Raw genomic sequence first — 23013 nt, forward strand, 5'->3', positions numbered from 1 at the left:
TCTCGCTCCCACAGGGCCAGTGCGATTCCTTGTGGGAGCGAGCCTGCTCGCGAAGACGTCCTGTCAGACATCTGATCATTCAGCGCATAAACCGCAGCGCCAGCCCCTGACATCCTTCGTTAATACGCTGCTCGCGCCAGGCAATCTGCCCCGACACCAACGTCGTATTCACCCGATAGCGGAAAGTCTTGTCAGCAAACGGCGTCCACCCGCACTGCGACAGGATCGGTTGCCGCGAAACTTCCAGAGCCGCTGGCTCAACCAGCACCAGATCCGCCCAATACCCCTCCCGCAAATAACCTCGATCCGGAATCGCAAACAGATCCGCCACCCGATGGCTGGTCTTCGCCACCAGCATGGTGATCGGCAGCACGCCATCGGCCACCAGCTCCAGTAGCGCCGGCAAAGCGTGTTGCACCAGTGGCAAACCGGACGGCGCTTCGGCATAGGGGCGCTGTTTTTCCGCCCAGGTATGTGGCGCGTGATCGCTGCCGATCACATCCAGTCGATTGCTCAGCAGCGCCGCGCGCAAAGCATCGCGGTCGGCTCGGGTCTTGATCGCCGGGTTGCATTTGATCAGGTTGCCGAGGGCTGGATAGTCGCTTTCATCGAACAGCAGGTGATGCAGGCAGACTTCAGCAGTGATGTGTTTTTGCGCGAGTGGTTTGTCTTCGAACAACGCCAGCTCGCGGGCGGTGGTCAGGTGTAAAACGTGCAGGCGAGTGCCGTGACGTCTGGCCAGTTCCACCGCCAGCGAAGAAGAGCGGTAGCAAGCCTCGGCATCGCGAATCAAGGCATGGATATTGACCGGCAGGTGCTCACCCAGGCGCGCACGCAGTCGGACTGCGTTGGCCTCGATGCTCGGCGTGTGTTCACAGTGGGCCAGCAGAATCGTCGGCACTTCGGCAAACAGGCGCTCAAGAACCTTGGGATCATCCACCAGCAGATTGCCGGTGGAGGCGCCCATGAACACTTTGACCCCGGCCACTTCGCAGGGGTTGAGCGCGGCGACGGTGTCGAGGTTGTCCTGGCTCACACCGAAATGAAAGCCGTAGTTGGCCACAGAGTTGATCGCCGCCCGACGCTTTTTATCCGCCAGTGCTTCGAGGGTGAGGGTGGCCGGTCGGGTGTTGGGCATGTCCATGAAACTGGTGATGCCGCCCGCCACCGCCGCTCGAGACTCGGTGTGAATGCAGCCCTTGTCCGGCGCCCCCGGTTCGCGAAAATGCACTTGGTCATCGATCATCCCCGGCAACAGCCATTGGCCGTTGGCGTCGATTTCCACCCGCGCAGTTTCACCGTCGATGCTGCGCGCAATCTTGACGATGCGGCCATGGCTGACTAACAGATCGCCGTCGAACTCGCATCCTTCGTTGACCATTCTGGCGTTGCGAATCAGCACGCTGCTCATGGTTCAGAACTCGTTCTGCAAGGCTTTGTAACCGCGCACCAGATCGACGTTGGTGCGTGCCACGTCTTCGGAAAACTCCGAGGCGCTGACACTCACCGGCGGGAACTGCGAGAGGTCGGTGTTGGGGCCGATGCGGGTAGTGGAGGGCACGTAGAACGCGTCCGGCAAATCGCGGCCATCGACCACCGAGTTGTGCCGCACCACGCAGCCATTACCGACCACGCAATTGAACAACACACTGTTGAAGCCAATGAACACCCGGTCGCCGACCACGCACGGCCCGTGCACAATCGAGCGATGAGCAATCGAGGTGAATTCACCGATGGTCACCGCAGCGCCGGATTTGGAGTGGATAACCACGCCATCCTGGATGTTCGAATTGGCGCCGATGGTGATCGGCTCCATCGCTCCCGAAGCATCGACTTCGTCGGCGCGGATCACCGCGTAGGGGCCGACGAAAACGTTCTCGCCGATGATCACCTTGCCGCAGATGATCGCGGTTTTGTCGACGTAGGCTGACTCGGCAATTTGCGGCAGATCGCCTGAAGGATTCTTGCGGATCATGGTTGGCTCAGTGCGTCGTAAAGGGTGTTGAGGTTGTATTCGAACAACCCGGTAAAGGTGCTGGCCGGGCCGCTGGCGGCGAGGGCATCGGAGTACAACGTACCGCCGATATGTGCGCCGCTTTCATCGGCGATCTGCTTGAGCAGGCGCGCGTCCTTGATGTTTTCCATGAACACCGCTTTGACCTTGGCCTGACGAATCTGGGTAATCAACGCGGCGACTTCGGCGGCCGATGGCTCGCGTTCGGTGGACAGACCTTGCGGCGCCATGAAGTCGATGCCGTAGGCCTGACCGAGATAACCGAAGGCATCGTGGCTGGTGACGATCTTGCGATTGCCCGGCGGCAGTGAACCGAGCTTGGCCTTGGCTTCGGCGAGCAGGGCGTAGATCTGTTTCAGATAGGCCTGGCTGTTGCGCTGGTAGTCGGCCTTGTTCGCCGGATCGGCGGTGATCAGCGCCTTGGTGATGTTGGCGATGTACAACTCGGTATTCGCCAGATTGTGCCAGGCGTGCGGGTCGGGAACGCTCTCGCCGTCTTCATCCAGCGAGCGTGGAATCACGCCATGACTGGCACTGATGACAGGGGCTTTGGTCTCGGTGCTGGTGACCAGGCGATCGAGCCATGGTTCGAAACCGAGGCCGTTCTTGATGATCAGCCTGGCCTTGAGCAGCGCTTTGGCGTCATCGGGCGTCGGTTCATACGTGTGGGCATCGGCGTCCGGGCCGACCATGTTGGTGATCTGAATATGCTCGCCCCCCACCTGATGAACCATGTCGGCGAGGATGCTGAAGCTGGTGACCACCGGCAATTTTTCCGCCGCCGACAACGACATCGACAGCATCAGGCTGAACAACACGAGTAGAGCACGCATCGGGAAACACCTCATTGGGATGTGAGCAAAGGCGGGCGGCGCAGCAAACCGTGCACCGGTCCGAACACCACGGACAGCAGATAACCGATGCCGGCGACCAGCACGATCGCCGGACCGCTCGGCAGCGAGTAGTAGAACGAGATCAACAATCCGCACCCCACCGAGAGGCAGCCGATCAGCGCGGAGATGGCAATCAGGCTCGGCAGGCGCCGACTCCAGAATCGTGAAGCGGCGGCGGGCAGCATCATCAGACCCACCACCATCAAGGCGCCGATGGCCTGGAAACCGATCACAAGATTGAGTACCACCAAGGTCAGGAACACGCCGTGGGCGAGTGGACCGAGACGGCTGACGGTTTGCAGGAATAGCGGATCGAGGGTGTCCAGCAGCAGCGGTTTGTAGATCAGAGTCATGGCGATCAGGCTCAGCCCCGACACCCACAACATGCCGTTGAGGGTCGGACCGTCGACGGCGAGTGCCGAGCCGAACAGCAAGTGCAACAGGTCGAGACGCTTGCCGGCGATGCCGAGAATCAACACGCCGCTGGCGAGCGAGATCGGATAGATCGCGGCGAGGCTGGCGTCTTCGCGCAGACCGGTGCGACGGGTGATCCAGGCGGCGAGACCGGCCATGCCCAGGCCGGCGCCGAGGCCGCCGAGTGTCAGTGCCGGCAGACTGAGACCGGCGAACCAGAAGCCCAACGCCGCACCGGGGAGAATGCCGTGGGCGACGGCATCACCGATCAGGCTCATGCGCCGCAGGATCAGAAACACGCCAAGCGGAGCCGTGCTGCAGGCCAGTACCAGACCGCCGAGCAGTGCGCGGCGCATGAACACGAACTCGATGAACGGTTGCCAGAGATGGCTGACGGTGAGCATCAGGCCACCTGCGTGTTGGGTGTTTGCTGGATCAGTTCGGCACTGGGGCCGAACACGCACTGACGATTTTTGATCAGCAATGTATGCGGGATGTGTTGGCGCACCGCGGCGAGGTCGTGGCAGACCACCAGCAGTGTTCGCCCTTGGGCGTGCCAGGCGTGGAGGTGTTGCCAGAGTAACTGCTGGCCCAGCTCATCGAGGGCAGCGTGGGGTTCGTCGAGGAGTAGTAACGGGGCGTCGGTCAGACTCAAACGGGCGAGCAGCGCGCGTTGCAATTCGCCGCCGGAAAGGGCGATTAGCGGACGCTTTTCCAATCCGCTCAAGTGCCAGTTTTCCAGTGCTCTGGCGAGTCGTTGCGCGCGCAGTTGCGTCGACAATCGGCGGCCCCAGAAACCCGCGGCCACCAGTTCTTCGAGGCTGATGGGGAACTGTCGGTCGAGGTGTTGCTGCTGCGGCAGGAACGCCAAGCCGCCCTGACGTGGAACACCCAGTGCGACTTTTCCGGATAAAGGCTTCTGCAATCCGGCGATGACTTTCAGCAGGCTGCTTTTACCGCAGCCGTTGGCGCCGATGATGGCGCTGAGGCTGCCGTGTTCCAGCGAGAGCGTCAGTGGCGAAGTCAGTGGTTGGCCGGGTGCGCCCCAAGTCAGGGTTTGGCAGCGGATCATGCGAGTTCTCGGTGCCAGTGGCTTTCGGCGACAGCGTCGTGGGCGTGCAGGCTTTCGGCGTGGATTACCCGCAGGTGGAAACCACTGACGCCGGGGGAGCGGCGCAGGGCCAGATTGAGTCGTCGCGCGGCGTCTTCGCAGAACATCAGGTTTTGCCCATTGGCCAGAGCGAAGGCTTGTTCGTCGGCGCGTTTCACGGCGGTTTGTACGGCGGTGCCGAGTGCCGCTTCGGCATCATTGATGATGACGCTCAGAGGTAGCTCGTCGATGAACTCGTCGAGATGCATATGCAGTTGCGCGGTGCTGCGTTGGCTGTGCGGGGTGGCGACAATGCCTTGGCTTGATCCAAGCCAGGCCAACACTTCGGCATGTTGCAGTGGCTTGTTGGCGAAATCATTGATGAATTGCTGCTGAATCAACTGCCGCGCCAACGCTGCTGAGCAGGGGCAAGTTGAGGAGTAAGGCACTTCGATTTTCAGTTCCACGTGGAACACTTTGCTTTTCAGGCTGGCACAAATGCTCACTGGATAGCTCTTCCAACCGGCCAGAGGGCTGACTAGCGCAGGTCTTTTCAGCAGTACTTCGCAATGGATGTTCAGGTAGGCGCTGTTGGATAAACCTTTGTGGCTGACCAGAAAATCATCGAGTACCTCGCGCAATAAGGCGGGAGAGAGGTTGTGCCGTTCAAGCGCCGCCAGCGCCAGATACAGCCGCGACATGTGAATACCGCGCGCCTCGCCATCATCGAGACTGACGCCTGCATCTGCTTTTGCGCTCAGACGTTGGCCTTCCAACAGAACAGGCAGAGCGATACCGCACATGCCCACCCAATCAAGCGGTAACGCCTGGCGAGCGACTTGAGTCGCTATATCCGGAAGTGTCAGCGAATTCATGTTCGGAACCATCGTGTTGATTGAATTGGATGTTACATTATAACAATACAAATCACGATAGCTTTTTCATGAACGGGCTTTCATATGCACAGACGTCATCTGCTCAATCTGCTGCTGGCCAGTACGGCCTTGGCTTTCCCCTTCAGTGTCTCGGCTACACAGATTCGCAATGCGCGGCTCTGGCGTTCGGATGAAAAGCTGCGATTGGTGTTCGACCTGAGCGGTCCGGTGCGCTACAAAACTTTCTCCCTGAGCGCTCCAGAACGCCTGATCATTGACCTTTCAGGGGCGAGTTTGAGCGGTGATTTCAGCCAGTTGCTGCTTGCCGATACCGCCATTCGCTCCATTCGATCAGGTCACTTTGGTCAGGGTGATACACGGATTGTTCTCGACCTGAACCATCCAGTGCTGTTGAACAGCTTCCTCTTGGCGCCCGAAGATGGTCAAGGACACCGCTTGGTGCTTGATCTGGTGAACGCCAAACAGGCATCAAGTGCGGCAATGGTTCCACGTGAAACACCGTCGAATAAGACTCACCCCAAGCGCGACATCATCGTCGTCGTCGACCCCGGGCACGGCGGAAAAGACCCGGGCGCGGTTGGTGCCAAAGGTGAACGGGAAAAGGATGTGGTGCTGTCCATCGCCCAGTTACTCGCCAAACGGCTGAAGAGGGAGAAAGGCTTCGACGTGAAACTGGTGCGCAATGACGACTTCTTTGTGCCGCTTCGCAAGCGTGTGGATATAGCGCGCCAGCACAAGGCCGACATGTTTATCTCAGTGCATGCCGATGCGGCACCACGTCTGACGGCGTCGGGAGCGTCTGTGTATTGCCTGTCCGAGGGTGGCGCGACGTCTGCGACTGCGCGCTTCATGGCGCAGCGGGAGAATGGCGCGGATCTGCTCGGTGCGACCAGTCTGCTCAACCTCAAGGACAAGGATCCGATGCTCGCCGGAGTGATCCTCGATATGTCGATGAACGCCACTATCGCCGCCAGTCTGCAACTCGGCAGCACGGTTCTCGGCAGTCTGGCAGGCATTACCACGCTGCATCAGAAGCGCGTGGAACAGGCAGGATTTGCCGTGTTGAAGTCGCCGGACGTGCCGTCGATTCTGGTGGAAACCGGCTTCATTTCCAACGCCCGAGACAGCCAGCGACTGATCACGCCTCGGCATCAGCAAGCCGTGGCGGATGGTTTGTTCGAAGGGCTACAGCGTTACTTCCAGAAGAGTCCACCCGTCGACAGCTATATCGCCTGGCAGCAGGAGCAGCAAAACGCGCAGGTTTAGCAGCCAGTGATCCGGCTGCAGGTGAACTTCGCGCTACTGCCGCCAGAGCTGGAAAAGCGATTGATCGTCGTCCAGCCGACGCGACGGGTGTAGCCCACCCAGGCTTCCCCGTCAGAGGCGATCCCGGTAAAGAACGTCAGTTGGCCGAAACGGCTGTTGGTCTGCGCCCAGTAGCGGTTGCCGTCCTTTTCAAAGCCCCGCAGATAAATTGTGCTGCCCACCGTGTTCACGCTGTAGGCATTGCCTTGCGCGTCGATGCAGGCCAGCAGATTGGCGCTGCGTGTGCAGTTGGCGAGTGCGGGAATTTGCCCCCAGGCGTCGGCCCCCGACAGCAACGCGAGACTCAGCAGCGAGTATTTCAAAGCAGTTTTCATCTCGGTTCCCAATGGGCAGATCGCCTGCAGCTTCCTGCTCTTTATCGGTTTGGGCAAGCGCGCGGCTGGCTTATTCATATTGCTATACTATAACATTAATTTGTATTGAGTCTGAGTTCGCCGATTTCAAGCGTCTGCTTCTACCAGATCGCTGTTTTGAAGCCATAGAACGCGGTGCGCTACGCCAAACCAGGTCAACGTGCACATCGGCCACCATCTGATGAGGATTATCCAATGTCATCTCCGCTTCCCGTGACCGTTCTTTCGGGCTTTCTCGGTGCCGGAAAAAGTACACTTTTAAATTACGTACTACGTAATCGAGAAGGCTTGCGCGTTGCTGTTATCGTTAACGATATGAGCGAGATCAACATTGATGGTAGCGAAGTTCAGCGCGATGTCAGCTTGAACCGTGCTGAAGAAAAACTGGTGGAGATGAGTAACGGTTGTATCTGCTGTACGTTACGCGAGGACCTGCTCGAAGAAGTCAGCAAGCTCGCCCGCGAAGGACGATTCGATTACCTGCTCATCGAATCCACCGGTATTTCCGAGCCGCTACCGGTCGCCGAAACGTTCACCTTCCGTGACGAGCAGGGCCAGAGCCTCGCCGATGTCGCGCGCCTCGACACCATGGTGACGGTAGTCGACGGCGTGAATTTCCTCCTCGACTATCAGGCCGCCGAGAGTCTGGCTTCCCGAGGCGAGACCCTGGGCGATGAAGACGAACGCTCGATCACCGATCTGCTGATCGAACAAATCGAGTTCGCCGACGTACTGCTGATCAGCAAAATCGACCTCATCAGCCGCCAGGAGCGCGAAGAGCTGATGGCAATCCTCAAGCGCCTCAATGCCCAGGCGGAGATCATTGCAATGGTGATGGGCGAGGTGCCGCTGGAGAAAATCCTCAACACGGGCCGATTCGACTTCGAGAAAGCCGCTCAGGCCCCGGGCTGGTTGCAGGAATTGCGCGGTGAGCACGTGCCGGAAACCACGGAATACGGCATCGCCTCGACGGCCTACCGCGCACGCCGCCCGTTCCATCCGCAGCGCTTCTTCAACTTCATCGATCGCCCATGGCCGAACGGCAAACTGCTGCGCTCCAAAGGCTTCTTCTGGCTCGCCAGCAAACCCTCCGACGCAGGCAGTTGGTCGCAGGCCGGCGGTTTGATGCGCCATGGTTTCGCAGGCCGCTGGTGGCGTTTCGTGCCGAAAAACCAATGGCCGCAGGATCAGGAAAGTACCGCAGCGATCATGGAAAACTGGACGACGAGCGTCGGAGATTGTCGTCAGGAGCTGGTATTCATCGGCCAGAACATCGACTTCGTACAGCTCAAATCGGAGCTCGATGCCTGCCTGCTGACTGACGAAGAAATGGCCATTGGCGTAGACGGTTGGCGCCGGCTGCCGGATCCGTTCGGCCCTTGGCACGAAGAGGCCGCCTGATGCTCGCGCTCAAGTTGCAGCAAAACCGGGCGCGCCATCAGCATCAGGGAGCGACGCCGAAAACGCTGACGCGAATCCTCGAAGACGACGTCAATCTTGCGGTCTGGCAGCGTCAACTGCCGCTGCACATCGCCGATTTTGCAGAATTGCTGCTGTCGCTCAACGAGCCTCTGGCGGAATCGCTGTGCATCGAACTGCCGGATGAAGACGCCGACCCTGATCTGAAAGGATTGGCCGCCGGGTTCCGTGATCTGCAAGGCTACGAAGCCTTCATCGCTGACCTGCAATGGCTGGTGAGTGCCTTCGCCTGTCTGCTGGGGGCACGGCGTATCGGTTTGCGCCTGCGGGTGTTGGATAAAGCCATGTGCCCACGTTTCCATGTCGATCATGTGCCGGTGCGCTTGATCACAACCTTTGCGGGGATTGGCAGCCAGTGGCTCAAGGAGGGCGTGATGGATCGCGAGCAACTGGGCCAGGCCAACGCCGAGCCACAGGGCATGAGCCAAATCCAGCAACTCAAGCGGGGTGATGTGGCGCTATTGAAAGGCGAGAAGTGGCTCGGCAATGAAGGCTTTGGCCTGATTCATCGCTCCCCGCAACCGGCGCCGGGTGAGCGACGGTTGCTGCTGACCCTCGACTGGCTCGGCTGACAGCTCAAGGCTTGAGCCACTGGCCCTGGCTTTGCCCCTCGCAGTACGGCTGCAAATACGCCGCGTCGGAGGCGACACCGTAATAGTGGATATCCTGGCGATAGGGCATATTGGCGACTTGCGCGTTGCTGCACACGCCGAACGCGCCGCTCGGGCATTGATCGACGTACTGCACCTCGACTTTCTGCCCGGCCAGCGTCGGTTGGCAGAAGCCGTCGCTGAACAGTTTCTCGGGAATACTGCGGTTCTGCTGGCAGACTTTGACGTCAAGTCGCTCACCCTGGCTGTGCACCACGCAGGCCTGGGCCCAGGCTTCGCTCGACAGCAGCATCAACAGCAACGACCATCCCATCCAACGCATGCCCAATCCCCTCAGAAAACTCCCAGTCATGTTGCAGAACATTCCTACCCATGTCATCGCCGGCCCTTTGGGCGCCGGCAAGACCAGCCTGATTCGCCAGCTCATGGCCCAGCGGCCGGAAGGCGAGCGCTGGGCGGTGCTGATCAATGAGTTCGGCCAGATCGGCCTCGATGCCGCGTTGCTGACCCGCGACGCCGATGGTATCGCACTGGGCGAGGTCGCCGGAGGGTGTCTGTGTTGCGTGAATGGTGCGCCGTTTCAAATCGGCCTCGGCCGTTTGCTGCGCAAGGCCCGGCCGGATCGGCTGTTCATTGAGCCGTCCGGGCTGGGCCATCCGGCGCAGTTGCTCATGCAATTAAGCGAAGCGCCGTGGCGTGGTGTACTGGCGGTACAGCCCTGTGTGTCAGTGCTGGATGCCCAGGCGCTGGCAGCCGGGAAAGCGCTGCCGCCCGCTCAGCAGGAGGCTTTGGCCAACGCCGGTCTGCTGTTACTGAACAAGGCAGAAAGTCTGAATGAGGCTGTTCGGCAGACCATCGCCGAGCGTTTGCCGGCAGTCAAACTGATCTGGACGCAGCAGTCGCAACTACCGTTGCGCGAGTTGCCGGGTGTGGTTGCGCAAGCAATGGCAGGTGTGGATAACCTCATCGTGCCGCAGGGATTGGCGTCGATTCCGGCGATCTGGAGCGATCCGGCCGTGCCGATCTGCCTGAGTCAGGCACAGGAGGGCGGTTGGAGCATTGGTTGGCGCTGGCACCCGGGACAGAGGTTCGATACGCAACGCCTGAGCCAATGGCTGCAAAGCCTGGACTGGCGACGGGCGAAACTGGTTATCCACAGCGCACAGGGTTGGGTTTCAGCCAATGCCCTGGATAACGCTGAACTGAATTGGCAACCCAGCGAGTGGCGACGGGATTCACGTCTCGAGCTGATCTTTGCCGACGCGCAAAGTGTCGAGGATTTGCAGGCAGGCCTGGCGCAATGCCGGGTTCAAGTGGGTTAGCTCAAGGCTTCCACTTGTTGTGATCCTGACGCCACTGGCTCAGCTCGATCACTTCGGCCCGTGGGCGGGTGACCTCGACCACGGGTGGCGTGTCGTCGAACGGTGCAGGGTAGGGCGCCAGCTCGATCTGCGCGCTGTGTGCGCCAAACTGGGTGATGGTGCCGTTGTGCCGGGTTTCGCCGGTCACGGTGAACTCGAAGTTGTAGACCCGGGCCAGGCGCCGCCGGCCGCTGCCATCCTTGATCAAACCGATTTTTTTCAACGCGACGTTACCGTCCAGCAGTTCGACACCGACGTTGATGCAATGCTGCTTGACCCGTTCCAGCGCCCGCTCGCGCAAGCCGTGGTTGTGCCAAAGCCATGCGCCGGCAGCGGCGAACAGCATCAGCACGAAGATGTTTTCGAGGGTCAGCATCAACAGGAAACTCCAAAAGATAAGCTCAGCTTAACTGCGTCGCCGGTCTGTCGTACAGGCTGTGTTTCGTCGCATACTGCGCGGCTTGAATTTCAATCGTTTTACGGAATAACCCGAATGAAACGTACGCCTCATCTGCTCGCCATTCAGTCCCATGTGGTCTTCGGCCATGCCGGCAACAGCGCCGCGGTTTTTCCGATGCAGCGGGTCGGGGTGAATGTCTGGCCGCTCAACACCGTGCAGTTTTCCAACCACACCCAGTACGGGCAGTGGGCCGGTGAAGTGCTGTCGCCGCACCAGATCCCCGAACTGGTCGAAGGCATTGCCGCCATTGGCGAGCTGGGCAACTGCGACGCCGTGCTCTCCGGTTATCTGGGCAGCGCGGCGCAGGGCCGGGCGATTCTCAGTGGTGTCGAGCGCATCAAATCGGTCAATCCGAAGGCGTTGTACCTGTGCGACCCGGTAATGGGTCATCCGGAGAAAGGCTGCAGTGTGCCGACCGAAGTCAGCGACTTCCTGCTGGAAGAAGCGGCAGCCGTGGCGGACATCATGTGCCCGAACCAGCTGGAGCTGGACAGCTTCTCCGGGCGCAAGCCGCAGTCCTTGTTTGATTGCCTGGGGATGGCCCGGGCACTGCTGGCACGCGGCCCGAAAGCGGTGCTGGTCAAACACCTGGATTATCCGGGCAAACCGGCGGACGGTTTCGAGATGTTGCTGGTGACCGCCGACGAAAGCTGGCACCTGCGTCGTCCGCTGCTGGCGTTTCCGCGTCAACCGGTGGGGGTGGGCGATCTGACGTCCGGTTTGTTCCTGGCACGGGTGCTGCTCGGTGACAGTCTGGTGGCGGCGTTTGAATTCACTGCAGCGGCGGTGCATGAAGTGCTGCTGGAAACCCAGGCGTGTGCCAGTTACGAGCTGCAACTGGTGCGGGCGCAGGACCGGATCGCGCATCCGCGGGTGAAGTTCGAGGCGACCGCGATCAGTCTGTAAAACCGCGTTACACCCATTCGCGAGCAAGCCCGCTCCCACCTTCGACCGCGTTCTCATGGGAGGACTGCGATTGAAGGTGGGAGCGGGCTTGCTCGCGAAGGCTATCTATAAAGCAACATCATTCCAAAGGATCGATCAGGCGTCGCCCTTGATCTCCTGATAGCGTTTCTCCAGCTCCTGACGAATCTGCCGGCGCTGCTGGGCCTGCATGTAGCGACGCTTGTCTTCGCTGTTCTGCGGTTGCAGTGGCGGTACAGCGGCAGGTTTGCGCTGGTCATCCACCGCGACCATGGTGAAGAAGCAGCTATTGGTGTGGCGTACCGAGCGCTCGCGGATGTTCTCGGTCACCACTTTGATGCCGACCTCCATCGAGGTGTTGCCGGTGTAGTTGACCGACGCAAGGAAGGTCACCAGTTCGCCGACATGGATCGGCTCGCGGAAAATCACCTGATCCACCGACAGCGTTACCACGTAGCGGCCGGCATAGCGGCTCGCGCAGGCGTAGGCCACTTCGTCGAGGTATTTGAGCAGGGTACCGCCGTGGACATTGCCAGAGAAGTTGGCCATGTCGGGGGTCATCAATACCGTCATCGACAGTTGGGCGTTTCCGGGTTCCATAACGTTCTCACGGATCAAGGCTGGATGGCTGGAAGCACCTCTGCGGGTGCCTGGTGGCTTTTTCAAAAGCACCGTTATCGGGACGCCAGACGACTGGCTGCCGTCACGCCGTGACCGATCTGTTTCCTTATATTGCACCGCCTTCCAGCCGGAAGTCGCGGTGTTAACCTGCAAAAGGCCCTGCCCAAGGGCAATTCCCACACGAAAAGCGGATTTTTACCCAACTCGCTCAGACCTTTCTGATGTCTGACGGCGGGTCACGTCATACAAGGAGCCCACACCATGCATGCCATTAGCTTTATTCAGGACCTGGCAGTGATCATGTTGGTCGCAGGTGTGGTCACCGTGCTGTTTCACCGCTTCAAGCAGCCAGTGGTGCTCGGCTACATCGTCGCCGGTTTCATCATCGGGCCGCACACGCCGCCGTTTGGCCTGATCCACGACGAAGAAACCATCAAGACCCTCGCCGAGCTGGGGGTGATTTTCCTGATGTTTTGCCTCGGGCTGGAATTCAGCCTGCGCAAGTTGTTCAAGGTCGGGGCCACGGCGTTTATCGCGGCGTTTCTCGAAATCGTCCTGATGATCTGGATCGGCTACGAGATCGGTCGCTGGTTCGACTGGAACACCATGGATTCACTGTTCCTCGGCGCAATCCTCGCCATCTCCTCAACCACCATCATCGTCAAGGCGCTCAATGACCTGAAGATGAAGAACGAGCGCTTTGCGCAGCTGATCTTCGGCGTACTGATCGTCGAGGACATCCTCGGCATCGGCATCATCGCCTTGCTGTCGAGTATCGCGGTCAGCGGCACGGTCAGCTCCGGCGAAGTGTTCTCCACGGTCGGCAAGCTGTCGCTGTTCATGATCGTTGCACTGGTGGTCGGCATTCTGCTGGTGCCGCGTCTGTTGGCTTATGTCGCCAAATTCGAAAGCAACGAGATGCTGCTGATCACCGTGCTTGGCCTGTGTTTCGGTTTCTGCCTGCTGGTGGTCAAGCTTGAATACAGCATGGTGCTCGGCGCCTTCCTGATCGGCGCGATCATGGCCGAGTCGCGGCAACTGCTGAAGATCGAACGGCTGATCGAGCCGGTACGCGACCTGTTCAGTGCAATCTTCTTCGTCGCCATCGGCCTGATGCTCGATCCTATGATCCTGCTGCAATACGCGTGGCCGATTGCAGTCATTACCGTGGCGGTGGTGCTCGGCAAGATGTTGTCCTGCGGCCTCGGGGCGTTTATCGCCGGCAATGACGGACGAACCTCACTGCGCGTGGGGATGGGGCTGTCACAGATTGGCGAGTTTTCCTTCATCATCGCCGCGCTCGGGATGACGCTGCAGGTCACCAGCAACTTTCTGTATCCAGTGGCCGTGGCGGTGTCGGTGATCACCACGCTACTGACGCCGTACCTGATTCGCGCGGCCGACCCGTTGTCGATCAAGCTCTCGGCGGCGGTGCCCAAGCGTCTGGGCCGGGTGTTCGGCATGTATGGCGAATGGCTGCGCAGTATTCAGCCGCAAGGCGAGGGCGCGATGCTGGCGGCGATGATCCGGCGGATCCTGTTGCAGGTCGGGGTCAATCTGGCGCTGGTGATCGCGATCTTCTTCAGCGGCGCGTTCTTTGCCGGACGGCTGTCGGTGTGGATGCAGGACTGGATCGGTGATCCGAGCTGGCAGAAGGCGTTGATCTGGGGCGGTGCGCTGCTGCTGTCACTGCCATTCCTGATCGCGGCGTATCGCAAGCTCAGGCGCTGTCGATGCTGCTGGCGGAAATGGGCGTGAAGCCGGAGATGGCCGGGCGTCACACGCAGCGAGTGCGTCGGGTGATCTCCGAAGTGATCCCGATCCTCTCGCTGCTGGTGATCTTCCTGCTGTTGGCAGCCTTGTCGGCCAGTATCCTGCCGACCAACAAGTTGCTGGTGCTGGTCGCCGTGGTCGCGGCCGCCGTGGCGGCGCTGCTCTGGCGCTGGTTCATCCGCGTGCACACGCGGATGCAGGTGGCCCTGCTGGAAACCCTCGACAACCACAAGGAGTCGTCGGGGCACTGACCGGCCCGGGCATCTGGCTAATCAGCTCTCCAGCCAGACGTCCCGCGCCCAGTGCCACACCGATTCCCAGGATTCTTCGGTGATCAACTCTTCTTCGCCGGACCACAGCACTACGGTGCCGTCTTCTTCGACGCAGTAGTAGTTGTCGCCGTCCTGGCAGATCGGGATCAGGTCGCGCGGTACGCCGATGTCCCAGGCGTTGGCCGCCACGTCCGGCAGATAGGTGTGCGATTGCGGGTCGGTGACGGTCACCGGCTCTAGGCTGCCGTACACCACGTCACTGACGGTCAGCAGAAACTCTTTGAAGACGAACGGGATGTTGATGAAGAGTTCTTCTTCGATTTCTACCAATTGGTCTTCGTCGGGCAATTCCAGGGGAACCGGTACGGGTTCGTTGGCTTCGCGCAGTTGTTCGATGATTTCTTCCACGTCCGGGATCCTCTTGCTTGAATGGCGCGGTTTATATGGGCCGGTTTATACAGTAGCTCGCTATAGATGCAACCGTGAAATAGAAAACCCCGGCCGAGGCCGGGGTTTTTATTACCACATGCGTAACGCGATGGGGATCAGCCGTTCTGGCGGATACCGGCCACCAGCCAAGGCTGGTTTTCGCCCTGTGGGCGTTCCATGTTCCAGCTTTCGCTGAACACTTCGCCCTGGTCGAAACGCGAGGTCTTCGACACACCGCTGAAGGTCAGGGTGGCGATGGTCTTGTCGGCGCGATCATCCACGCCGTCCAGCTGAACCTGCAGGTTTTCGATGTAAGTCGACTGGAAGCCGTCGCCCAGATCCGCACGCTCACGCTTGAGGAAGTCGAGCATCTGCGGGGTCACGAACTCGGCGATCTTGTCCATTTCGTTGGCGTCCCAGTGCTGCTGCAGCGCCTGGAAGTGGCTGCGCGCGGCGGCAAGGAAGTTCTGCTCGTTGAACCAGGCTGGTGCGTTGATCACCGGACGAGCGGCAACCGGCGCGGCCGAACCACCGAAGATCGAACCCATGGCAGCAGGCTTCTGCTCGAATACTTCACGCTGCATCGGCGCGCCGGCCGGAGCCAGGTGCTCCTGCTGCTTGCGTCGACGAGCGGCGATGAAGCGGAAGATCACGAACGCGATCACGGCCATGATCAGGATGTCGAAGATCTGCATGCCCTGGAAGCCGCCGCCCATGAACATGGAAGCGAGCAGGCCACCGGCGGCGATACCGGCCAGAGGGCCGAGCCATTTCGAAGCGCCGCCAGCCTTGGCCGCGGCACCGGCAGCGCCGGCAGCACCAGCGGTCGCTGCTGCGCCGCCCATGCCTGGGGAAGAAGGAGCCATCTGGCTGGTCTGGTGCGTCGGCGCAGCGCCGGCGCTTTTGCCACCACCAAAGCGCTTGGCGTTGGCGTCGAGGCTCATCGTCAGGCCGATGCACAACGCCATGGCGATGCTAAGAAAACGTTTCATAAAGGGAATTCCCGTTTGTGGAGACACGCGCGCCATGTTGCACAGCTGAAGTGTTACTGGCTAGCGAGAGAGTGTTTCGGGCTTTTGCCTGACAGGTTATGTTCAGCTCCGTCGAAGCAATAAGGCCATGTACTTTTGTCTGTAGGAAAATGGGATAGGTTCAGCGGGAAACTTGCTTATCGACGCAACGCCAGCAGCACCACACCGGCGGTGATCAGGCCGATGCCGCCCCATTGGCGCAGGTCGAGTTTCTCGCCCAGCAGGATCACGCCGAGCACCGCCACCAGTACCACGCTGAGTTTGTCCACTGGCGCAACCAGCGAGGCCGGGCCGACTTTCAGCGCGCGGAAGTAGCACAGCCACGACGCGCCGGTACCCAGACCGGACAACAGCAGGAACAGATAGCTCTTGGCGGAAATCGATCCCAATGACTGATATTGGCCCGTCGCGTACAAAATCAAGGCCAGACTGACCAGGACCACGATGGTGCGCAGCAGGGTGGCGAAGTCGGAATTGACGTTTTCGATGCCGATCTTGGCGAAGATCGCCGTCAGCGCGGCGAAAGTCGCCGAGAGCAGGGCCCAGAATGTCCAGGAAGAAAAGAAGCCTGAGCCCATGGAAATATCCTTAAAGATGAGCCGACACAAAGCCTTTTAGGGGTGAGCCTGCTCGCGATGAGGGCGTGTCAGACAATAAAGATATTGAATGACAAATCGCTATCGCGAGCAGGCTCACTCCTACAGAAGCAATCGAGCGAGGCGTTAAATGGCTTCCAGCTTGGCGTACCCCAGCATCAGCCACTTGCTGCCTTCGCTGAAGTTCACCTGCACCCGCGCCTGCGCGCCGGCGCCTTCGAAGTTGAGGATCACGCCGTCGCCGAAGATCGAGTGACGCACTGCCTGACCCAGGCTGAAGCCGGTTTCCGGAATCTCGCTGCCGCTGAACAGGTTGCTGCCGCTCATCGACTGGTTGCCGCCGAACGGTCGGCTGACGCTGTTCGACAGGCGTACTTCCTGAATCAGACCCTTCGGCACTTCACGGACGAAACGCGAGACCTTGTTGTAGGTTTCGCTGCCGTACAGACGTCGGGTTTCAGCATAGGTCATCACCAGGTTCTGCATGGCGCGGGTGATGCCGACGTAGGCCAGGCGACGTTCTTCTTCAAGGCGACCCGGTTCCTCCAGGCTCATCTTGTGCGGGAACAGACCTTCTTCCATGCCCACCAGGAACACGTAAGGGAATTCCAGGCCCTTGGCGCTGTGCAGGGTCATCAATTGAATGCTGTCTTCGTGTTCGTCGGCCTGAGTGTCGCCGGCTTCCAGCGAAGCGTGGCCGAGGAACGCCGCCAGCGGCGTCAGCTCTTCGTCTTCTTCGGTGTTCTCGAAGTTGCGCGCGGCGCTGACCAGCTCCTCAAGGTTTTCCACCCGGGCCTGGCCTTTCTCGCCTTTTTCCGCTTCGTGATAGGCGATCAGTCCCGATTGCTCGATGACGGTCTGGGTCATCAGATGCAGCGGCATCTCCATGCACTTGGCGGCAAGATTCTCGATCAGCTCGATAAACGCACCCAGGGCGCCGGCAGCACGACCGGTCAGGCCTTTATTGGCGACCAGTTGGCGCATCGCTTCCCACATCGACACATCGCTGTGACGTGCATGGTCGCGGATCGCTTCGACGGTTTTTTCGCCAATACCACGGGCCGGGACGTTGATCACCCGCTCCAGTGCGGCATCGTTGCCACGACCTTCGAGCAAACGCAGGTAGGCCATGGCGTTCTTGATTTCCGCGCGTTCGAAGAAGCGCTGGCCGCCATAGATGCGGTACGGAATGCGCTCGCGCAGCAAGGCTTCTTCCAAAACGCGCGATTGGGCGTTTGAGCGGTAGAGAATCGCGATGTCGCTGCGGGCCAGGCCGGTTTTCAGCGCGCTTTCGATAGTTTCGACAACGTAGCGCGCTTCGTCGTGTTCGTTGAACGCGGCGTACAGGTTGATCGCTTCGCCGTCGCCGCCGTCGGTCCACAGCTCTTTGCCGAGACGCCCGGTGTTGTTCGCGATCAACGCGTTGGCGGCCTTGAGGATGCCGGCGGTGGAGCGGTAGTTCTGCTCCAGACGAATGGTTACCGAATCCGGGAAGTCCGACGAGTACTGATGGATGTTCTCGATTTTCGCCCCACGCCAGCCGTAGATCGACTGGTCGTCGTCGCCGACCACCATCAGGCTGTCCCCGCCCTTGCCGAGCAGACGCAACCAGGCGTACTGCACGGCGTTGGTGTCCTGGAATTCGTCGACGAGGATATGGCGGAAGCGCTTCTGATAGTGCGCCAGCAGGCCCGGATGGTCGCGCCACAGGTCGAGCGCGCGCAGCAGCAGCTCGGAGAAGTCGATCACGCCGGCGCGCTGGCAAGCAGCCTCGTAGGCTTCATAGATGCCGCGCATGGTGGCCAGGTACAAGTCGCCGCTGGCCTGAATGTGTTGCGGACGCAGACCTTCGTCTTTCTGCCCGTTGATGAACCACTGGGCCTGACGGGCCGGCCAGCGCTGTTCGTCCAGCCCCAGCTCGCGGATCACCCGCTTGACCAGTCGCTGCTGGTCGTCGCTGTCGAGAATCTGGAAGGTCTGGCTCAAGCCCGCTTCCTGCCAGTGCGCCCGCAGCAAGCGGTGCGCCAGGCCGTGGAAGGTGCCGACCCACATGCCGGCCGGGTTGATACCCAGCAACTGCTCGATGCGATGACGCATCTCGGCAGCGGCCTTGTTGGTGAAGGTCACCGACAGAATGGAGTGGGGCGAGGCGTTTTCAACCTGGATCAACCAGGCGATACGGTGCACCAGCACTCGGGTTTTACCGGAGCCGGCACCGGCCAGGACCAACTGACGGCCAACGGGGGCTGCTACGGCCTGGCGTTGGGCATCGTTGAGGGAGTTCAGCAGAAGGGAGAGATCATCGCGCATCGGGGCATTCTAGGGTGCGCCGCAGGCCCGGGCAAACCGAGCTTTGCATTAGCCGATGAAAGTGCCGCCAATGACGACCGGTCGGTCACTGGCTACAGGCTTCGGCCCGCCTCGCTCTGCGGGTTTTGTCGGCGCTGCGGGGGCGAAAAGTTTCGCTGAAATTATGATCTGGAGCAGTTTGGCAACTGGATCGGCTTGTGTATGCTCCGTGCACATTTCGGGCGCATGCCCGTCCTAATAAGAACAAGAACGTTGCCCATGACCCTCAGCTCCGAACTGTCGGGCCCCTCTGTGGAACCCCGGGTTATCCGCAAACACTACGCCACCGAGATGGCGGTCGAACGCACGCGTCTGCTTTATCAGGGCTCATTGCTGCCCACACTCTTCATGTTGATCAATGGTCTGGTGTGTGCCGGTTTGCTCTGGAGCCCGCAGCGCTATTTCGTGGTCAGCATCTGGCTGGTCTGGCTGCTGTCGCTGGTGGCGTTGCGGGTGATTCAGGTCGCGGCCTTCGATTCGGCGATCCCCGATCGTCAGGCCCAGCCGATCTGGTTCCGCATGTTCCTGCTCGGTTCGACCATGACCGGCCTGACGCTCGCCGGGGCCGGTATTGCGTTGGTGCCCGCCGACAATTTCATGCAGCAGGCCTGGGTCTTCGGCCTGATCGGTGCTGCGACGTTGTCGGCCAGTGTTGCCTACGCGGTCAGTCTGCCGGCGTTTCTTTCCTTCACCTTGCCGTGCCTGCTGCCGGCGATCGGTTACCTGTTCTGGGGCGGCGATGAACTGGCGCGCGGTTGGGGCTGGCTCGGGCTGATCCTGCTGGGCTCGCTCAGCGTGGTGGCGTGGCAGGTCAATCGGCTGATTGATCGCGGCCTGCTGCGGCGCTTTCAGAACCAACACCTCATCGAACACTTGCAGCGGGCACAGAGTCGCAGCGAACAGCTCAATCAGGAACTGGGCAAAGAGATCGAACAGCGGCGCTGCGCCGAGGGCCAGTTGCGCGAGGCTCAGGTCGAACTGGAAGATCGCGTGGCCCTGCGCAGCCGTGAACTGGATGTGGCCAGCCAGGCACTCATCAAAAGCGAAGCCCGTCTGGCCTTGGCGTTAAAGGCCAGTGAGCTGGGGTTGTGGGACTGGAACCTGCAAACCGACGAAGTCCATCACACGCAGATCCAGGAACTGTTCGGCCTCGCGCCGGAGTACGTCACGGCGCTCCTGCGCGACCTCAAGCCCCGCCTGCACCCCGAGGACGTGCCGTCGCTCAAGCAGGCGCTGATCGAACACCTGAAAGGGCGCACCGAGGACTATCAGATCGAATACCGCGTGCGCCACGGCGACGGCCATTGGGTGTGGATCGAGGACCGCGGTCGCGCCGTGGAGCGCAGTGACAGTGGGCGGGTGATCCGCATGGTCGGTACCCGGCGCGACATCAGCGCGAGCAAAAGTCTTGAAGAACAGCAGCGACTGGCGGCCACGGTGTTCGAAGCGGCCAGCGAAGGCATCGTCATTCTCGATCCGAACTACGCGCTGATCGCGATCAATCAGGCGTTCAGTCGTGTCACCGGTTATGACATCGACGACATGCTCGGGCGCAATGTCGTCGAGCTGCCGTGCAGTCGTGATGCGCGGCGGCATTACGTCTCGATCCGTCACGCACTGGAGCAGCACGGCAGCTGGCAGGGCGAACTGGTCGAAACCCGCAAGAACGGCGAGCTGTATCCGCAGTGGCTGCAACTCAACGCGGTGCGCGACAGTCGGGGAAACGTCAGTCATATCGTCGGCTTCTTCGCCGATCTTTCGGCGCGGCGCGAATCCGAAGAGCGCATGCGTTTCCTGACGCACTACGATGAGCTGACCGGGCTGGCCAACCGCTCGCTGTTCCGCGAACGCCTGCACGAAGCCCATCAGCGCGTGCGTCAGGGCGGGCGCCGCAGTCTGGCGCTGCTGCATATCAATCTGGATCGCTTCAAGTTGCTCAACGACAGCCTCGGTCACGAGGTGGCGGATCAGCTATTGCAGAAAATGGCTCGACGGCTGGTCAATGCGTTGCCGGAGGCCGACACCATCGCGCGGCTGTCCGGTGATGAATTTGCCGTGCTGTTCGATGCCTACGGCAACCTGTCGAGCCTGGCGCGGGTTGCCACGCGTCTGTCGAGCAAGCTGCGTCTGCCGTTGACGATCGAAGGGCATGAGCTGGTGGTCAGTGCCTCGATGGGCATCAGCATGCTGCCGGACAACGCCCGGGAGATTTCCGCGCTGGTCAGTCAATCGAACATGGCCATGCAACACGCCAAGCATCTGGGCGGCAACAATTTCCAGTTCTACACCGACAGCCTGCAGGCCAGCACCCTTGAGCGTCTGCAACTGGAGAACCAGTTGCGCAAAGCCATCGAAGACAAGCAGCTCAAGGTGTTCTACCAGCCGAAGCTGTGCCTGCAGACCGGGCGCCTGAATGCGGCGGAAGCGCTGGTGCGCTGGGATCACCCAAGCATGGGCCGGGTGCCGCCGGGGGACTTCATCGGTCTGGCCGAGGAAACCGGACTGATCGGCCCGATCGGCGAATTCGTGCTGCGCCAGGCCTGCTGGCAGGCGTGCGAATGGCAGCGCCAGGGGCTGGCGCCGATTCGGGTATCGGTGAACCTGTCGGTGCATCAACTGCGTCAGGGCAAACTGGTCAGTCTGGTGCGCCAGGTGCTGGAGGAAACCGGGCTGGCGCCGCACTACCTCGAACTGGAACTCACCGAGAGCCAGTTGCTCGACAGCGTCGAACACATCATCGCGACCTTCCAGCAGTTGCGCGATCTGGGGGTGAAGCTGGCAATCGACGATTTCGGCACCGGCTATTCGTCGCTGAGTTACCTCAAACGGATTCCGGTGGATTACGTGAAGATCGATCAGGCATTCATTCGCGGATTGGGGCAGGGCAGCGAGGATGCGGCGATCACTCGGGCGATCATCGCCATGGCTCACGGGCTGTCGTTGAAAGTGGTAGCCGAAGGTGTCGAGCGGCAAGAGCAGCTGGAGTTTTTACGTGCTGAACGCTGCGACGAGGTGCAGGGGTATCTGATCAGTCGTCCGGTGGAAGCCGAGCGTCTGGCCGGGCTTTTGCGCGAACAGGGAAATTCGTTTTAAGGGCTACATGCAGTCCATCGCGCCTGATACGGGGACATGGAGTTACGCATTGAGCAGGCAAAAAGCCAATTCATGTAGTATAACTACAAGCGTGCTACATCCTTGCCCATAAGAAGAGTCCAGCCCCTTGAATCTGCTGCAACACATCGCCCAGTCACGTCACCTGTTACGCAAGTCGGAGCTCAAGGTCGCCGACCACGTGCTGCTTGACCCTGCGGCCGTGATGCACAGTTCCATGGCCGACCTGGCTCACAGCGTCGGCATCAGCGAGCCGACCATCGTGCGTTTCTGCCGGGCCATCGGCTGCTCCGGGTTTCAGGATCTCAAGCTCAAACTGGCGCAAAGCCTGGCCGCCGGTGCCAGTTTCGGTCAGTTCGCGATCCATGAAGACGACTCGGTCGCCGACTACAGTCTGAAAATTTTCGACACCACGTTGCACACCCTGATGGAGGTTCGCGAGAAGCTCGATCCGGTGGAATTGCAACGCGCGGTGACGCTGATGTCTCAGGCGCAGCGTGTCGAGTTCTACGGCTTTGGTGCGTCGGGCGCGGTGGCGGCGGATGCGCAGCACAAGTTCTTCCGTTTGCTGCTGACCGCGGCGGCGTATTCCGACCCGCACATGCAGGCGATGTCGGCGGTGACCTTGAAGCCGACCGATGTGGCGATCTGCATTTCCCAGTCCGGGCGCTCCAAGGATCTGCTGATCACCGCCAACCTGGTTCGCGAGAGCGGCGCATCGTTGATCACCCTGTGCCCGAGCCAGACACCGCTGGCTGAACTGTCGACCGTCAACCTGGCGATCGATGTGCATGAAGACACCGAAATCTATACGCCGCTGACCTCGCGCATCGCCCATCTGGTGGTGATCGACGTGCTGGCCATGGGCGTGGCCATGGCGCGCGGGCCGAGCCTGGTCAATCACCTGAAGAGCGTGAAGCGCAGTCTGCGCAGCTTGCGGCTGTCCCCGAAAGCTGCAAAAGCGCTGGATGACTGAAGCCTGCTTTTGTGGCGAGGGAGCTTGCTCCCGA

Annotated in this window: 21 protein-coding genes and 1 pseudogene; 8 read left to right on the plus strand and 14 right to left on the minus strand. The window is 60.6% G+C overall.

The features are described 5' to 3' along the window. Positions 1-79 precede the first annotated feature (79 nt). The 6 genes from LCH64_RS16175 to folE2 are packed head-to-tail and all read right to left on the minus strand — an operon-like array spanning position 80 to position 5286. Positions 80-1411 (minus strand): dihydroorotase, encoded by a 1332-nt coding sequence (locus LCH64_RS16175; protein WP_226500732.1) that lies wholly within the window; start codon positions 1409-1411, stop codon positions 80-82. A 3-nt stretch (positions 1412-1414) separates the two neighbouring features. Next, entirely contained in the window at positions 1415-1975 is a 561-nt protein-coding gene (locus LCH64_RS16180) for a carbonate dehydratase (RefSeq protein ID WP_226500733.1), read from the minus strand. Next, the gene (locus LCH64_RS16185) at positions 1972-2847 is read right to left on the minus strand and encodes a metal ABC transporter substrate-binding protein (protein ID WP_226500734.1); all 876 of its coding nucleotides are present in this window, start codon (positions 2845-2847) and stop codon (positions 1972-1974) included. The genes LCH64_RS16180 and LCH64_RS16185 overlap by 4 nt, the downstream gene beginning before the upstream one ends. Positions 2848-2858: 11 nt before the next feature. Continuing rightward, positions 2859-3725 carry a metal ABC transporter permease gene (locus LCH64_RS16190; protein WP_226500735.1) on the minus strand — a complete coding sequence of 289 codons (867 nt, stop codon included), beginning with the start codon at positions 3723-3725 and terminating at the stop codon, positions 2859-2861. Beyond that, positions 3725-4393, minus strand: a complete 669-nt coding sequence (locus tag LCH64_RS16195) for an ATP-binding cassette domain-containing protein (protein ID WP_226500736.1) — start codon at positions 4391-4393, stop codon at positions 3725-3727. The genes LCH64_RS16190 and LCH64_RS16195 overlap by 1 nt, the downstream gene beginning before the upstream one ends. After that, positions 4390-5286, minus strand: coding sequence for a GTP cyclohydrolase FolE2 (gene folE2 / locus LCH64_RS16200; protein WP_226500830.1), 897 nt, complete (start codon positions 5284-5286; stop codon positions 4390-4392). The genes LCH64_RS16195 and folE2 overlap by 4 nt, the downstream gene beginning before the upstream one ends. An 84-nt stretch (positions 5287-5370) precedes the next feature. On the opposite strand from folE2, the gene LCH64_RS16205 reads away from it, so the two are divergent. Beyond that, complete coding sequence (locus LCH64_RS16205) at positions 5371-6573, plus strand: N-acetylmuramoyl-L-alanine amidase (protein WP_226500737.1); 1203 nt, start codon at positions 5371-5373, stop codon at positions 6571-6573. On the opposite strand, the gene LCH64_RS16210 is transcribed toward LCH64_RS16205, so the two are convergent. Next, on the minus strand, positions 6570-6947 hold the full coding sequence (locus LCH64_RS16210) for a glutamine synthetase (RefSeq protein ID WP_201136201.1): 378 nt from the start codon (positions 6945-6947) through the stop codon (positions 6570-6572). The two genes, LCH64_RS16205 and LCH64_RS16210, sit on opposite strands and share 4 nt — an antisense overlap. A 234-nt stretch (positions 6948-7181) precedes the next feature. On the opposite strand from LCH64_RS16210, the gene zigA reads away from it, so the two are divergent. Further along, positions 7182-8387 carry a zinc metallochaperone GTPase ZigA gene (gene zigA / locus LCH64_RS16215; protein WP_226500831.1) on the plus strand — a complete coding sequence of 402 codons (1206 nt, stop codon included), beginning with the start codon at positions 7182-7184 and terminating at the stop codon, positions 8385-8387. Further along, positions 8387-9037: a DUF1826 domain-containing protein gene (locus tag LCH64_RS16220; RefSeq protein WP_103522504.1), complete on the plus strand. Its 651-nt coding sequence runs from the start codon at positions 8387-8389 to the stop codon at positions 9035-9037. Before zigA ends, LCH64_RS16220 begins: the two co-directional genes overlap by 1 nt. Before the next feature lie 4 nt (positions 9038-9041). On the opposite strand, the gene LCH64_RS16225 is transcribed toward LCH64_RS16220, so the two are convergent. Then, a complete protein-coding gene (locus tag LCH64_RS16225) occupies positions 9042-9398 on the minus strand; it encodes a hypothetical protein (RefSeq protein WP_003229700.1) in 357 nt (118 codons plus the stop codon). A gap of 28 nt (positions 9399-9426) precedes the next feature. Between LCH64_RS16225 and LCH64_RS16230 the strand changes: the two genes are divergently transcribed. Further along, complete coding sequence (locus LCH64_RS16230) at positions 9427-10398, plus strand: CobW family GTP-binding protein (protein ID WP_226500738.1); 972 nt, start codon at positions 9427-9429, stop codon at positions 10396-10398. A 1-nt stretch (position 10399) separates the two neighbouring features. On the opposite strand, the gene LCH64_RS16235 is transcribed toward LCH64_RS16230, so the two are convergent. After that, positions 10400-10813 carry a DUF3301 domain-containing protein gene (locus tag LCH64_RS16235; RefSeq protein WP_103484033.1) on the minus strand — a complete coding sequence of 138 codons (414 nt, stop codon included), beginning with the start codon at positions 10811-10813 and terminating at the stop codon, positions 10400-10402. Positions 10814-10930: 117 nt separating this feature from the next. Here LCH64_RS16235 and pdxY point away from each other — a divergent pair, with 117 nt between their 5' ends. Continuing rightward, entirely contained in the window at positions 10931-11803 is an 873-nt protein-coding gene (gene pdxY, locus LCH64_RS16240; protein ID WP_003229694.1) for a pyridoxal kinase PdxY, read from the plus strand. Positions 11804-11938: 135 nt separating this feature from the next. On the opposite strand, the gene LCH64_RS16245 is transcribed toward pdxY, so the two are convergent. After that, entirely contained in the window at positions 11939-12421 is a 483-nt protein-coding gene (locus LCH64_RS16245; RefSeq protein ID WP_003229693.1) for an acyl-CoA thioesterase, read from the minus strand. 282 nt (positions 12422-12703) lie between these two features. Here LCH64_RS16245 and LCH64_RS16250 point away from each other — a divergent pair. After that, positions 12704-14466 (plus strand): annotated as a pseudogene (locus tag LCH64_RS16250) (cation:proton antiporter). Between the two features lie 21 nt (positions 14467-14487). Here the strand turns inward: LCH64_RS16250 and LCH64_RS16255 are convergent. The 4 genes from LCH64_RS16255 to uvrD all read right to left on the minus strand — a co-directional run bounded on the left by LCH64_RS16255 (position 14488) and on the right by uvrD (position 18853). Continuing rightward, a complete protein-coding gene (locus LCH64_RS16255; protein ID WP_047596914.1) occupies positions 14488-14895 on the minus strand; it encodes an SMI1/KNR4 family protein in 408 nt (135 codons plus the stop codon). A gap of 137 nt (positions 14896-15032) precedes the next feature. Continuing rightward, complete coding sequence (locus tag LCH64_RS16260; RefSeq protein ID WP_003229688.1) at positions 15033-15908, minus strand: Tim44 domain-containing protein; 876 nt, start codon at positions 15906-15908, stop codon at positions 15033-15035. Positions 15909-16084: 176 nt separating this feature from the next. After that, complete coding sequence (locus LCH64_RS16265) at positions 16085-16525, minus strand: EamA family transporter (protein ID WP_003229686.1); 441 nt, start codon at positions 16523-16525, stop codon at positions 16085-16087. A 144-nt stretch (positions 16526-16669) separates the two neighbouring features. Then, a complete protein-coding gene (gene uvrD, locus LCH64_RS16270) occupies positions 16670-18853 on the minus strand; it encodes a DNA helicase II (RefSeq protein ID WP_003229685.1) in 2184 nt (727 codons plus the stop codon). A gap of 258 nt (positions 18854-19111) precedes the next feature. Here uvrD and LCH64_RS16275 point away from each other — a divergent pair, with 258 nt between their 5' ends. Both LCH64_RS16275 and hexR read left to right on the plus strand, forming a co-directional pair. Further along, a complete protein-coding gene (locus tag LCH64_RS16275; RefSeq protein WP_226500739.1) occupies positions 19112-21985 on the plus strand; it encodes a GGDEF domain-containing phosphodiesterase in 2874 nt (957 codons plus the stop codon). Between the two features lie 127 nt (positions 21986-22112). Beyond that, positions 22113-22979 (plus strand): transcriptional regulator HexR, encoded by an 867-nt coding sequence (gene hexR / locus LCH64_RS16280; protein ID WP_007912071.1) that lies wholly within the window; start codon positions 22113-22115, stop codon positions 22977-22979. Positions 22980-23013: the final 34 nt, after the last annotated feature.

This window comes from Pseudomonas sp. MWU16-30322 (genome assembly GCF_020515535.1).
GTDB lineage: Bacteria > Pseudomonadota > Gammaproteobacteria > Pseudomonadales > Pseudomonadaceae > Aquipseudomonas > Aquipseudomonas fluorescens_H.

Excerpts from the sequence above, each read along its gene's own strand:
- LCH64_RS16175 (WP_226500732.1), bottom strand. The coding sequence starts at position 1,411 with ATGAGCAGCGTGCTGATTCGCAACGCCAGAATGGTCAACGAAGGATGC.
- LCH64_RS16180 (WP_226500733.1), bottom strand. The coding sequence starts at position 1,975 with ATGATCCGCAAGAATCCTTCAGGCGATCTGCCGCAAATTGCCGAGTCA.
- LCH64_RS16185 (WP_226500734.1), bottom strand. The coding sequence starts at position 2,847 with ATGCGTGCTCTACTCGTGTTGTTCAGCCTGATGCTGTCGATGTCGTTG.
- LCH64_RS16190 (WP_226500735.1), bottom strand. The coding sequence starts at position 3,725 with ATGCTCACCGTCAGCCATCTCTGGCAACCGTTCATCGAGTTCGTGTTC.
- LCH64_RS16195 (WP_226500736.1), bottom strand. The coding sequence starts at position 4,393 with ATGATCCGCTGCCAAACCCTGACTTGGGGCGCACCCGGCCAACCACTG.
- folE2 (WP_226500830.1), bottom strand. The coding sequence starts at position 5,286 with ATGAATTCGCTGACACTTCCGGATATAGCGACTCAAGTCGCTCGCCAG.
- LCH64_RS16205 (WP_226500737.1), top strand. The coding sequence starts at position 5,371 with ATGCACAGACGTCATCTGCTCAATCTGCTGCTGGCCAGTACGGCCTTG.
- LCH64_RS16210 (WP_201136201.1), bottom strand. The coding sequence starts at position 6,947 with ATGAAAACTGCTTTGAAATACTCGCTGCTGAGTCTCGCGTTGCTGTCG.
- zigA (WP_226500831.1), top strand. The coding sequence starts at position 7,182 with ATGTCATCTCCGCTTCCCGTGACCGTTCTTTCGGGCTTTCTCGGTGCC.
- LCH64_RS16220 (WP_103522504.1), top strand. The coding sequence starts at position 8,387 with ATGCTCGCGCTCAAGTTGCAGCAAAACCGGGCGCGCCATCAGCATCAG.
- LCH64_RS16225 (WP_003229700.1), bottom strand. The coding sequence starts at position 9,398 with ATGCGTTGGATGGGATGGTCGTTGCTGTTGATGCTGCTGTCGAGCGAA.
- LCH64_RS16230 (WP_226500738.1), top strand. The coding sequence starts at position 9,427 with ATGTTGCAGAACATTCCTACCCATGTCATCGCCGGCCCTTTGGGCGCC.
- LCH64_RS16235 (WP_103484033.1), bottom strand. The coding sequence starts at position 10,813 with ATGCTGACCCTCGAAAACATCTTCGTGCTGATGCTGTTCGCCGCTGCC.
- pdxY (WP_003229694.1), top strand. The coding sequence starts at position 10,931 with ATGAAACGTACGCCTCATCTGCTCGCCATTCAGTCCCATGTGGTCTTC.
- LCH64_RS16245 (WP_003229693.1), bottom strand. The coding sequence starts at position 12,421 with ATGGAACCCGGAAACGCCCAACTGTCGATGACGGTATTGATGACCCCC.
- LCH64_RS16260 (WP_003229688.1), bottom strand. The coding sequence starts at position 15,908 with ATGAAACGTTTTCTTAGCATCGCCATGGCGTTGTGCATCGGCCTGACG.
- LCH64_RS16265 (WP_003229686.1), bottom strand. The coding sequence starts at position 16,525 with ATGGGCTCAGGCTTCTTTTCTTCCTGGACATTCTGGGCCCTGCTCTCG.
- uvrD (WP_003229685.1), bottom strand. The coding sequence starts at position 18,853 with ATGCGCGATGATCTCTCCCTTCTGCTGAACTCCCTCAACGATGCCCAA.
- LCH64_RS16275 (WP_226500739.1), top strand. The coding sequence starts at position 19,112 with ATGACCCTCAGCTCCGAACTGTCGGGCCCCTCTGTGGAACCCCGGGTT.